Source organism: Rhodococcus sp. 06-1460-1B (genome assembly GCF_002258475.1).
GTDB classification, from domain to species: domain Bacteria; phylum Actinomycetota; class Actinomycetes; order Mycobacteriales; family Mycobacteriaceae; genus Rhodococcoides; species Rhodococcoides fascians.
On the sequence record NZ_NOYS01000040.1, the window covers coordinates 1 to 11,426 of the forward strand.

The window sequence follows — 11,426 nt, forward strand, 5'->3', positions numbered from 1 at the left end:
ATGAGCACCCCAGGGCCGAAAAAGAGGTGACCCGGGCATCGAACCCGAGCCACCCCTTTACAACGTCGAACTACCGCTCACACAAAATGCAACAGCCCCTCTGCGGCACTCAACCGCGCCACTGCGGCGCAGCCGCATACCCCGCGTAGCGCTCTCGCACCGCCGGCGTGGGGTCTGCCTCGTATGTCTTCGAGGTGGCCTGCGCCCAGGTCGGCGGCTCATTGGTTCCGGCCAAAGTCCATGCTGCCTGGCGCGCTGCCCCGTCAGCGACGTATTCACCGGGCTCGGGTACGGCCACCGGCACCCCGAGAATTGCCGGGGCCAAGGCTCGGAGCGCCGCGGACTTGGCACCGCCGCCGATGAGCAGTACTCGCTGCACGTCCACTCCCTGTGCACGCAGGTAGTCGATACCGTCGGCCAGTCCGCACAGCAGTCCTTCGACGGCCGCGCGAGCGAGATGGCCCGGAGTCGAATTGTTCAGTCGTAGTCCATGAATCGCACCGGACGCGTCGGGGAGATTGGGCGTCCGCTCGCCCTCGAAGTACGGCACCATCACCACACCGTCGCTCGTCGTCGACAGAGCCAACCGCGACAACTCGTCGTGATCGACGCCCAGCATTCGCGCCGTCGCATCGAGGACACGCGCCGCGTTGAGCGTGCACACCAACGGCAGCTGACGCCCGGTGGCGTCGGCGAATCCGGCGACCAGGCCCGAACCGTCGGCCGCGGCTGCGGTGGTCACCGCCGAGACGACGCCGGACGTGCCTATCGAGACCACCACATCACCGGGCTGTGCGTCGAGGGCAAGCGCCGCCGCGGCATTGTCTCCGGTACCCGGGCCGATCAGCGCCCCGGCGGCAGTGTGGCCTATCGCCTCATTCGGCGCAGCCACGCGGGGCAGCAGTGGGTTGCGGCCACGAAAGCCCAACTGCAACAGATCCGTTCGATACTCGTTCGTGGCCGCCGAGAAGTATCCGGTGCCGCTCGCATCGCCGCGATCGGTGGCCAAGGCGTCGAGCCCCGACGCGCCACCGAGCTGCCAGCCGATCCAATCGTGCGGAAGGCACACCGCCGCAGTGCGATCGGCGTTGTCGGGCTCGTTGTCGGCGAGCCACCGCAGCTTGGCGACGGTGATCGAGGCCAACGGAACCACGCCGACCGCGTCGGCCCAGGCCTGACCGCCGTCGCCACCGGTCTTCTCGCCGAGCTCCGCGATCAGATCCTCTGCCGCCTGGGCCGATCGAGTGTCGTTCCACAGCAATGCTTTACGGACCACGGATCCGTTGTCGTCGAGGCAGACCATGCCGTGTTGTTGCGCGCCGACGGACACCGCAGCGACATCGTCCAGCCCGCCGGCGGCGTCGACGGCCTCGTCGAGTGCTTCCTTCCACCGCTGCGGGTCGATCTCGGTGCCGTCGGGATGACCGGCACGGCCGTGACGCACCAACTCCCCGGTGTCGGCATCGCGAACGAAAACCTTGCACGATTGGGTGGAAGAGTCGATTCCGGCAACGAGAGCCACGATGAGCTGGTCCTTTCGTACGCAAGTGTGACCTACGACCCTACCCGCGGGGCGTGGTCGCCTCGGTCACCAGCGTGCGTGCACAGGCGATGGCCTGCGGGGTGGTGTCGAAGACGTGTCGAGCGTCGTCGTCCTTGGTGGTGAACACGCCCAGGGCTGCGAGGGGACGCAGGTGCTCGGGCTTGGCACCGGAGATCAGGACGGTGATGTGTCGGTGTTCGAGTTCGGTGATGGTGTCCTTGAGAACAATTGCGCCGGTGGCGTCGATCGTGGTGACTCGGGACATGCGCAGGATCACCACCTTCACGTCCGAGACGTCGGCGAGTTCGAGCAGGAAGCTGTGCGCGGCACCGAAAAACAGCGCACCGTCGATGCGGTACGCGACGATGTGTTCCCGCAGCAGGTCGCCTTCTTCCTTCGAGACCGCATCGAGTGTGTTCAACGGGACCTGCTCGACCGTGGCCGATCGCGCAACGGCCCGCAGAGCCAGGACGGCAGCGAACCCGACGCCGACCGCCACCGCCGTCACGAGATCGAAGACCACCGTGACGAGGAAGGTCGCCGCCATCACCACGGTGTCCCCGCGGCCGGCGCGGGTGATCGCCCGGATGGACGCGGTCTCGACCATCCGCACCGTGGTTGCGAGCAGCACTCCGGCGAGGGCTGCAAGCGGGATATCGGCGACCAACCCCGCCGCGGAGTACATGATGGCGGCGAGGATCACCGCGTGGGTGAGGGCCGCGAGCCTGGTGCGGGCACCGGATCGAACGTTGACCGCAGTCCGGGCGATGGCACCTGTGGCGGGGATGCCCCCGAACAGGGGTGCGGCGATGTTCGCAAGGCCCTGTCCGCACAACTCCCGGTCGGGGTTGTGGCGAGCGCCGACGCCCATCGAGTCCGCGGCGGTGGCGGACAGCAACGATTCCAGGGCAGCCAGAGCGGCGACGGCACACGCCGGGGCCAGCAACGCCGTCACGTCACCCAGGTGGAAAAAGCCCAGGCTCGGGGCGGACAACGACGACGGAATGGTGCCGATGCGGGCGATGTCCAGATCGAACAGCTGGGTGGCCACGGTAGCGGCAGCAACCGCGACCAGTGAGAACGGGATCTTCGGTGCCAGGCGGCCGCCGACGAGCATGACGATCGCGACGGCGATCGCCACAGCGGGGGTGAGGATGCTCGCATGCGCGACGAACGAACGGACAGCATCGAACGCGGACTGCCAGACCTTGTCACCTTTCGCGTCCGTGATACCCAGCGCCGACGGAACCTGTTGCAGTGCAATGACAACGGCAATGCCCGCGGTGAATCCTTCGATGACGGGCGCGGGCATGTACCGCACGGCTCGGCCGATTCCTGCTACCGCGAGCACCAACAGAATGATCCCGGCCAGCAGCCCGACCGCGAGCACTCCCGTCGGCCCGTATTCGGCGACGATCGGGACCAGCACCACCGTCATCGCACCGGTCGGACCCGATACCTGAAACCGTGAGCCACCGAATACCGCGGCCACGACTCCCGCGATGATGGCGGTGGTCAGTCCCGCCGCTGCACCCAGCCCGGTGCTGACTCCGAATCCGAGCGCGAGGGGCAGCGCCACCAGCGCCACGATCAGGCCGGCGAGAAGATCCGAACCGGGTGCGCGCAGCGCGGGCTTCCACTCGCTCCAGCGGGGTAGAAGGGCGGATACCGCCCTCAGGGCGTCGGTCGTACGGGTGCGTTTCGTCGGTTCGGACATGCGACGCTTCCTGAAAGTTCATCGTTCTTGATCCAGTTGATTGCTAAGTTTAGCAAGTAATGAATCAGACGCGGCGAGATGCTGCACACCTCCCTCGAACATCGGCTCAGGTGCGCGATCCGGACTCGCCGCCCAGCAGTTCTACCTGGTTGGCTACCACTCCGGTCAATATCTCTCGGGCCACCACGAGGAGGTCCGCTACTTTCGGCGACGTCAGCGTGTACGACACCGACAATCCCTCCCGAGTCCCCTCGATGAGACCCGCGCGACGCAGAATCGACAGCTGCTGCGACAGATTCGCCGGCTCGATGCCCACCTCGGGCAGCATCTCGGACACTGCGTGTTCGCGTTCGCTCAACAGTTCCAGCACTCGAATGCGCGCGGGATGAGCCAACGTCTTGAAGAAGTCGGCCTTCATTCTGTACAGCGGTCGACTCGAATCCGTGGCCATGACGTCCTTCCGCTTTGCCGAGCACTGCGCAGCAGGCTACTTGCGAACACTAGCAATCAGCCACCGAGAAGGACGACCTCAGTGCCCCTGCCGAAACTCCGCTACCTTCACTGGCATGCGCGGCGAACCCGAGGAATCCACCGACTTCAGGCTGACCGTGGCCACCGCGGCCCTGGATCTGTTCTCGGTCAAGGGCTACGACTCGACGACGGTCGACGACATCGCGGTGGCGGCCGGAATCTCGCGTCGGACGTTCTTCCGGCAGTTCCGCGCCAAGGAAGACGTCGTCTTCGCCGATCACGAGATCCTGCTCGAGCAGGTCGGCGCTCTGCTCGCGGCCGACACCGGCGACCCCTGGCAGGCCGTCTGCGATGCCGCGCAGCTGGTGTACGAGCGATTCTCGGACTGGAAAGAGATGTCGCGGCTGCGATATCAGGTGGTGCATCGAATTCCCGCCCTGCGCGATCGCGAGATCGTCACCGTGTTCCGCTACGACCGTCTCTTCGTCGAATACTTGCAGCGGGCGCTTCCCGACCACCCTCATCTGGAGATCCTGCAGTTCTCCGCCTCGGTGACCGCGACCCACAACTACTTTCTACGACGGATGATTCGCGACGGCCTGCCGACGTCCGTCACCGACTTGCGTGCAGCGTTGGCGCAGGTCCGCGCCCAGTCCTCGGGAGACGTCGTGGTCGCGACATTCCCGCGGGGCACGTCCGTGAACACCGTCGCCGACGCGTTGGCCCGCCACCTCCCCGAGTGACACCCACCCAAGATGGCACTCAGTGCCGTCTCGGCGAGCCCCACCCTTGAATCGAGGCCGGTCCGGCCGTACACTGGGATGAAGCTTGGCACTGAGTGCCCTTCTGGGCAGTGCTGTACCCCCGACATCGCGAGGAGCGTGGCCGACATGGCCGGAAATCCCGACTTCGATCTCTACCAGTCACCCGAGGAGCACGAGGAGCTGCGCGCAGCGATCCGGGCCCTGTCGGAGAAGGAGATCGCCCCGTACGCCAAGGAGGTCGACGAGGACTCGCGCTTCCCGCAGGAGGCGCTCGATGCCCTCAACGCTTCCGGCTTCAACGCCGTGCACGTTCCCGAGGAGTACGACGGCCAGGGTGCCGACTCGGTTGCCGCCTGCATCGTCATCGAAGAGGTCGCCCGCGTCTGCGGCTCGTCTTCACTGATTCCCGCCGTCAACAAGCTCGGCACGATGGGCCTCATCCTCAAGGGCTCCGAGGAGCTCAAGAAGCAGGTTCTGCCCTCGCTCGCAGGCGGCGCGATGGCGTCGTACGCACTGTCCGAACGCGAAGCCGGCTCCGACGCCGCCAGCATGCGCACCCGCGCGAAGGCCGACGGGGACGACTGGATCCTCAACGGCTCCAAGTGCTGGATCACCAACGGCGGCAAGTCCGACTGGTACACCGTCATGGCCGTCACCGATCCCGACAAGGGCGCCAACGGCATCAGCTCGTTCATCGTGCACAAGGACGACGAAGGATTCGTCGTCGGCCCCAAGGAGAAGAAGCTCGGCATCAAGGGTTCGCCCACCGCCGAGCTGTACTTCGAGAACTGCAAGATCCCCGGAGACCGCATCATCGGTGAGCCCGGCACCGGATTCAAGACCGCACTCGAAACCCTCGACCACACCCGGCCCACCATCGGCGCACAGGCCGTCGGCCTCGCTCAGGGCGCTCTCGACGCAGCCATCGCATACACCAAGGACCGCAAGCAGTTCGGCACGTCGATCTCGAGCTTCCAGGCCGTGCAGTTCATGCTCGCCGACATGGCAATGAAGGTCGAAGCTGCCCGCCTGATGGTTTACAGCTCCGCAGCACGCGCCGAGCGCGGCGAGAAGAACCTCGGATTCATCTCTGCCGCAGCGAAGTGCTTCGCCTCCGATGTCGCGATGGAGGTCACCACCGACGCCGTCCAGCTCTTCGGCGGTGCCGGCTACACCACCGACTTCCCCGTCGAGCGCATGATGCGCGACGCCAAGATCACGCAGATCTACGAGGGCACCAACCAGATTCAGCGTGTCGTCATGTCGCGGGCGCTGCTCAAATGAGCAACATCGAACTCGTAGGCGTCATCGGCGGCGGCACCATGGGTGCCGGTATCGCCGAAATGTGCGCCCGCTCCGGTAGCTCGGTGCTGATCCTGGAAACCAGCCAGGGCACCGCCGACGCCGCCGAAGCACGCCTGGACAAATCGTTCGCGCGGGCCGTCAAGTCCGGCCGCATCGACGCCGACGCGGCCGAGAAAGCCCGCGCCGCAATCTCGTTGACGCTCGATATCAACCATTTTGCCGATCGCGACCTCGTGATCGAGGCGGCACCGGAGATCGAATCGCTGAAGCTGGATCTGTTCGGCAAGCTCGATTCCATCGTCAAACCCGAAGGAATCCTGGCGACGAACACCTCGTCGATCCCCGTCATCAAGATGGCCAACGCGACGAAGCGACCCGACCAGGTCGTCGGAGTGCACTTCTTCAACCCGGTGCCGGTACTGCCGTTGGTCGAAATCGTCGTCAGCCTCCTCACCAGCGAAGAGACCGTCGACGCCGTCACCGATTACGCGGCGAACACACTTGGCAAGAAGACAATTCGTGCGGGCGACCGTGCGGGATTCATCGTCAACGCATTGCTCATCCCCTACATGGTCTCGGCCATCCGGATGCTCGAATCCGGCTTCGCCAGCGCCGAGGACATCGACGACGGCATGGTCAACGGTTGCGCCCACCCCATGGGACCGTTGCGTCTGACCGACACCGTCGGCCTCGACGTCACCCTCGCGGTCGCAGAATCGCTGTACGCCGAATTCCGCGAGCCGCATTACGCTCCGCCCCCGCTGCTGCAGCGCATGGTGGACGCGGGAATGCTGGGTCGCAAGAGCGGCAAGGGTTTCTACACGTACTCCTAGCCCACAGCCTTGCTTGTCCGGCACGCCCCCCCTTCCGGATCAATGCGGCATTCAGCTACTCCAAGTAGCTGAATGCCGCATTCATCCGTTGGCGGGGATGGTGTGAACTTGGGGGATGGCGTGAGCCAGGGAGAGACCCGACTCAGTTTGTTTGCGGGCGACTCTGGGCATTCGGCGTGGAGACGGAATCGAGCAGCAGGTTCCCCACGCAATGAATACCAGGTTCGGAGACGACCCCAATTGAGTGATCAGTACACCTTCACAAATCCCGTCACGCAGTACCGCCAGGACGGATTCCCTGAGCAGCACCAGGATCCGCCCGGTCTCGCTGCCGATCTACAACCCCTGGCCGACCACGGCGAGCAGACGTACCGCGGGTCCGGACGGCTGACCGGCCGTAAGGCCCTGATCACCGGTGCCGACTCCGGCATCGGGCGTGCGGCCGCCATCGCCATTGCCCGCGAAGGTGCTGACGTAGTTCTCAACTACCTGCCGTCGGAGGAGAAGGACGCGCAGGACGTCGCCCAACTGGTTCGCGACGCCGGTCGCACCGCCGTCCTGGCACCGGCAGACCTCACCGACGAGAAAGCTGCCCGCGCCCTCGTGCACACCGCCGTCGACGAGCTCGGCGGCCTGGACCTGTTGATCAACGTGGCAGGCAAGCAGCAGTTCGTCGAGGATCTGGCGGATCTCACGTCGGAGCAGTTCGACCAGACCTTCAAAACCAATGTGTACGCGCTGTTCTGGATCATTCAGGAAGCGGTGCCGCACATGCCTGCCGGCTCGACGATCGTGAACACCAGCTCCATCCAGGCGTACACACCCTCGCCCGGTCTGGTGGATTACGCGACGACGAAGATGGCCATCAACACCATCAGCAAGGCACTCGCGCAGCAGTTGGCACCGAAGGGAATTCGGGTCAATGTCGTTGCGCCCGGGCCGTTCTGGACTCCGCTGCAGGCCGCGGGCGGGCAGCCGACGTCGGCACTGCCGGAATTCGGCAAGGAAACCCCACTGGGCCGGGCAGGTCAGCCGGCCGAGATCGCCGGCGCGTACGTGTACCTGTCCTCAGCGGAATCGGGATACGTCACCGGAGACACCCTCAACGTCAACGGCGGAATGCCGACGCCGTAGTCGCCTTGCGCTCTACGTGAATGGACCATTCACACCCGTCCGGGCTCGTGAATGGTCCATTCACGCGTTCGGGAGACGTCAGTCCTTCGGACCACCGGCTGCGTAGACGACCTGACCCGAGATGAAGCCGGCACCCTCACTGACGAAGAACGACGCCAGGTGGGCGATGTCGTCGGGATGTCCGACGCGGTTGACCGGAATCTGCGACGCCGCAGCAGCTTTGAAGTCGTCGAACGACATTCCGACCCGCTCGGCGGTGGCTGCCGTCATCTCGGTTTCGATGAATCCGGGGGCGATGGCGTTGGCGGTGACGCCGAATTTGCCGAGCTCGATGGCGAGAGTCTTGGTGAATCCCTGCATGCCGGCCTTGGCCGCGGAGTAGTTAGCCTGACCGCGGTTGCCGAGGGCCGAGGTGCTCGACAGGTTGACGATGCGGCCCCACTTGGCGTCGATCATGTGCTTCTGCACTGCACGCGTCATCAGGAACGAGCCGCGCAGGTGTACGCCGAGCACGGAATCCCAGTCCTGCACCGTCATCTTGAACAGGAGGTTGTCGCGGGTGATGCCTGCGTTGTTGATCAGTACGGTCGGTGCACCGAACTCGCTCGCGATGCGGTCGACTGCAGTCTGCACCGACTCCTCGTCGGCCACGTTTGCGCCGATGGCCACGGCCTGCCCACCTGCGGCCTCAATCGCGCCGACGGTGTCGCTGCACGCGGCCTCGTCGAGGTCGACCACCGCGACACCGAAACCGTCCTTGGCCAGTCGTTTGGCCACTGCTGCACCGATACCCCGGGCACTACCGGTGACGATGGCCGTCTTGATCTGATCGCTCACGAATATCTCCTGACACAACGCCGAATCGAATTACCTGTCATCTGTTTCTACCAACCCCGGCGGCGCAGTCAGTACGCAGCCACCGCTCCGTCGAGTGCTTTCTGCATTCCCTCTGCCACCACCCGGGTGATGTCGATCGGTTTCTGGGGCAGATCGGTGATGGGCGTATCGAAGTAGACGCTCGCCTGCTTCACTTTCGCCGAGCCGGGGCCGTAACTCAGTCCGATGCAGATCAACGTCGGCTCGACGCCGAGTTTGCGGGCCCGCATCGCGATGTGGCCGATTCCGCTGCCGACGTGTTGCACCGTCGTCGGGTCCTCGAGGTTGCAGGTGCCTTCCGGGAACACCGCGAGGTCGTCGCCGCGCTTCATTCTTTCGGCACTGATGTCCATCATGCGGTTGCCTGCCGCACTGACTGCCCGCATCCCGTGATTCTTACCGCGAAAGACGGGAATGCCGCCCATCATGTCGATTCGCTTGCGCTGCTTGGGGTCCTGGAACAATTCGTCCTTCGCGAGCACTCTGGTGCGCCCGATCACCGGACGCAGCGGCGACGCCCAGGCCGCCGCTGCGAGGGTGTAGGGATCACTCTCGGTGAGGTGATTGACCGCGATGAGCAGACGCGTGTTGTCGTACACCAGACGCCGCAGCTCCTCCCGGGCACCGTCGAAGTACGACACCCGCGGGCGGAAGCGTCGGGCGAGGGCGGCATACGCCAGCCTCGCAACCTGACGATTCTGCTGATGACGCAGATAGAAGTCGTACACCGTCTCGTCGTTCTCGAGAATTACCGCAGGCCGATCCATGACGCGAGCTTAGCCTCACTCGCGCGAGGAGCCCATAGCCCGGATGCCGACGATCAACCCGACCGCCGCAGTGGCCGCGGCTGCGACGACACCTGCCATCACCGTCGAACTCGCGAAGTCTCCGGCGAACAGTGCACGTTCGGCGTCGACGAGATATCCGAGGGGGTTGATGTTCACCAGGAACTGCATCCACCCCGGGGCGGCCGTCAGCGGCAGCATCGTGCCGGAGAGGATGAGCAGCGGGAACATCAATGTCTGCTGGATGGACCAGAACACCCAATCCTGTCCGCGCACAGCCAAAGCCAACGCGTAGGACAGCGCGCCGAGCCCGACGCCGAACACCCCGAGCAGCACGATTCCCACAGCGGCACCGATCGGATTCACGGACAACCCCAGCGGCAATGCCACCAGAACGATCAGCACGGCCTGTGCGGCCAGCGGCACCATTTCCTTGAACGCGCGCCCGACGAGCAGCGCCGATCGCGGCAACGGAGTTACCAACATTCGCTCGTGAGAACCCTGCTGCAACTCGGCCAGCAGATTCGAGCCCGTCATGGAGGTGCCGAAGATGGTGATCATCGCGAGAACACCCGGCACGAACCAGTCCCAGACACTTCCGTCGCCGAGACCGGGGACATCGGTGAGCAGTGGGCCGAACAGAGCGAGCAGGATCAGCGGTTGGACGAGACTGAAGATGACGGTGAACGGATCGCGCACCATCGGCCGCAATTCCCGACCCATCACCAGAGTGCTTCCGGACAGAACGTTCATCGGAGTTCTCCTGCCACGCTCGCGTTGTCGAGCGCTGCGGCACTTTCTCGAAGACTACGGCCGGTCAGTCCGAGGAACACGTCGTCGAGAGTCGGTCGGGTCATGTCCGCAGTATGTACGCGGATACCGTGTAACTCACTCCGCCGCAACACTTCCGGAAGAACGACTTCGGCGCGTCCGACACGCAGGTTCAGGCGCGAACCGGATCTCGTGACGTCTCTGATGCCGTCGATGCCGTCGAGAAGCGGAAGAAGCGCCGACGCGTCGGACACGGTGAGAACGATCAGATCGCCTGCCAGTTCCGATTTCAGCGACGCGGCGGTGTCGTCGGCGATGACGGTTCCGTGGTCGACGACGATGACCCGCTCGGCCATCGAATCGGCCTCGTCGAGGTAGTGGGTGGTCAGAACGATGGTCGTGCCCATCTCGCGTCGCAGCCGGAGGATGTGATCCCACAGGTTGGCCCGACTCTGCGGGTCCATCCCGGTGGTCGGCTCGTCGAGGAACAACAGTGCCGGTCGGTGCACCAGCCCCAGGGCGATATCGAGTCGACGACGCTGTCCGCCGGAGAGCGTCGAGACGGTGCGCGAGCACAGTTCACCGAGTTCGAGTGCGTCGATCAATTCGTCTGCGCGAGTTCGTGATCGCTGACGAGTCATGCCGTAGCACAGGCCCTGCACGACGAGTTCGTCACGCACGCGCTGGTTGTGTCCCGCGCCATTGCCCTGCCCCACATAGCCGAGACTGCGCCGGACACTGTCCCGGTCCCTGCCCACGTCGAACCCCGCGATCCGGGCCGAACCCGACGTCGGTGCCAGCAGCGTGGTCAGCATTCGCAGCGTGGTCGACTTGCCCGCACCGTTGGGGCCGAGGAGAGCGACCAGTTCTCCCTCACCGATCGTCAGATCGATGCCGCGCACCGCCTCCACGGTCTTCTTGCCCTGCCGAAATGTCTTGGTCAATCCCGATGTTTCGATCATCTCGTGCGCCCCTCGTCGTATCGGTGAATCCGTACGGGAGGAGACGCTAGAAACGATCGCGGTCAGCTACGGTCCGCGATGCTCGGCGCGAGCGAACTAGCTGTTCTTCCCTGGGACGTTGTGGACGGTCAGTCGCTCGATGGGTGACTTGCCGCCGATGCCTGTGTGGGGTCGGTGGTGATTGTAGTGATGGATCCAGTCTTGGTAGGTCGCCGCTCTGGCTTCGTCGGAGAGGTAGGTGTTCGCGTAGGCCCATTCCTGGTTG

At 64.8% G+C, this 11,426-nt stretch carries 12 protein-coding genes; 4 read left to right on the forward strand and 8 right to left on the reverse strand.

Features of this window, described 5'->3' with window-relative positions; translation table 11 throughout:
- Positions 1 to 109 precede the first annotated feature (109 nt).
- The 3 genes from CH268_RS22840 to CH268_RS22850 form a co-directional block, all read right to left on the reverse strand.
- Positions 110 to 1,522, reverse strand: coding sequence for a xylulokinase (locus CH268_RS22840; RefSeq protein ID WP_094665992.1), 1,413 nt, complete (start codon positions 1,520 to 1,522; stop codon positions 110 to 112).
- 40 nt (positions 1,523 to 1,562) lie between these two features.
- Positions 1,563 to 3,260: a SulP family inorganic anion transporter gene (locus CH268_RS22845; RefSeq protein WP_094665993.1), complete on the reverse strand. Its 1,698-nt coding sequence runs from the start codon at positions 3,258 to 3,260 to the stop codon at positions 1,563 to 1,565.
- A gap of 106 nt (positions 3,261 to 3,366) precedes the next feature.
- The gene (locus CH268_RS22850; protein ID WP_094665994.1) at positions 3,367 to 3,711 is read right to left on the reverse strand and encodes an ArsR/SmtB family transcription factor; all 345 of its coding nucleotides are present in this window, start codon (positions 3,709 to 3,711) and stop codon (positions 3,367 to 3,369) included.
- Between the two features lie 115 nt (positions 3,712 to 3,826).
- On the opposite strand from CH268_RS22850, the gene CH268_RS22855 reads away from it, so the two are divergent.
- From CH268_RS22855 to CH268_RS22870, 4 genes are all read left to right on the forward strand, one after another.
- Positions 3,827 to 4,474, forward strand: a complete 648-nt coding sequence (locus tag CH268_RS22855) for a TetR family transcriptional regulator (RefSeq protein ID WP_032374763.1) — start codon at positions 3,827 to 3,829, stop codon at positions 4,472 to 4,474.
- 147 nt (positions 4,475 to 4,621) lie between these two features.
- Positions 4,622 to 5,779, forward strand: a complete 1,158-nt coding sequence (locus CH268_RS22860; protein ID WP_027495295.1) for an acyl-CoA dehydrogenase — start codon at positions 4,622 to 4,624, stop codon at positions 5,777 to 5,779.
- 5 nt (positions 5,780 to 5,784) lie between these two features.
- Positions 5,785 to 6,633 (forward strand): 3-hydroxybutyryl-CoA dehydrogenase, encoded by an 849-nt coding sequence (locus tag CH268_RS22865; protein ID WP_287454853.1) that lies wholly within the window; start codon positions 5,785 to 5,787, stop codon positions 6,631 to 6,633.
- A 240-nt stretch (positions 6,634 to 6,873) separates the two neighbouring features.
- Complete coding sequence (locus tag CH268_RS22870) at positions 6,874 to 7,767, forward strand: glucose 1-dehydrogenase (RefSeq protein ID WP_032375050.1); 894 nt, start codon at positions 6,874 to 6,876, stop codon at positions 7,765 to 7,767.
- A 78-nt stretch (positions 7,768 to 7,845) separates the two neighbouring features.
- Here the strand turns inward: CH268_RS22870 and CH268_RS22875 are convergent, their stop codons facing one another.
- The 5 genes from CH268_RS22875 to CH268_RS22895 form a co-directional block, all read right to left on the reverse strand.
- Positions 7,846 to 8,604 (reverse strand): SDR family oxidoreductase, encoded by a 759-nt coding sequence (locus CH268_RS22875; RefSeq protein WP_032367143.1) that lies wholly within the window; start codon positions 8,602 to 8,604, stop codon positions 7,846 to 7,848.
- Positions 8,605 to 8,672: 68 nt separating this feature from the next.
- Positions 8,673 to 9,410, reverse strand: a complete 738-nt coding sequence (locus tag CH268_RS22880; RefSeq protein WP_094665996.1) for a lysophospholipid acyltransferase family protein — start codon at positions 9,408 to 9,410, stop codon at positions 8,673 to 8,675.
- Between the two features lie 15 nt (positions 9,411 to 9,425).
- Positions 9,426 to 10,181 (reverse strand): ABC transporter permease, encoded by a 756-nt coding sequence (locus CH268_RS22885; protein ID WP_032367145.1) that lies wholly within the window; start codon positions 10,179 to 10,181, stop codon positions 9,426 to 9,428.
- Positions 10,178 to 11,161 carry an ATP-binding cassette domain-containing protein gene (locus CH268_RS22890; protein ID WP_094665997.1) on the reverse strand — a complete coding sequence of 328 codons (984 nt, stop codon included), beginning with the start codon at positions 11,159 to 11,161 and terminating at the stop codon, positions 10,178 to 10,180. The genes CH268_RS22885 and CH268_RS22890 overlap by 4 nt, the downstream gene beginning before the upstream one ends.
- A gap of 96 nt (positions 11,162 to 11,257) precedes the next feature.
- Positions 11,258 to 11,426: integrase core domain-containing protein (locus CH268_RS22895; RefSeq protein ID WP_141215147.1), on the reverse strand; the 169-nt coding region annotated here is incomplete at its 5' end.

Excerpts from the sequence above, each read along its gene's own strand:
- CH268_RS22845 (WP_094665993.1), bottom strand. The coding sequence starts at position 3,260 with ATGTCCGAACCGACGAAACGCACCCGTACGACCGACGCCCTGAGGGCG.
- CH268_RS22855 (WP_032374763.1), top strand. The coding sequence starts at position 3,827 with ATGCGCGGCGAACCCGAGGAATCCACCGACTTCAGGCTGACCGTGGCC.
- CH268_RS22850 (WP_094665994.1), bottom strand. The coding sequence starts at position 3,711 with ATGGCCACGGATTCGAGTCGACCGCTGTACAGAATGAAGGCCGACTTC.
- CH268_RS22885 (WP_032367145.1), bottom strand. The coding sequence starts at position 10,181 with ATGAACGTTCTGTCCGGAAGCACTCTGGTGATGGGTCGGGAATTGCGG.
- CH268_RS22880 (WP_094665996.1), bottom strand. The coding sequence starts at position 9,410 with ATGGATCGGCCTGCGGTAATTCTCGAGAACGACGAGACGGTGTACGAC.
- CH268_RS22860 (WP_027495295.1), top strand. The coding sequence starts at position 4,622 with ATGGCCGGAAATCCCGACTTCGATCTCTACCAGTCACCCGAGGAGCAC.
- CH268_RS22890 (WP_094665997.1), bottom strand. The coding sequence starts at position 11,161 with ATGATCGAAACATCGGGATTGACCAAGACATTTCGGCAGGGCAAGAAG.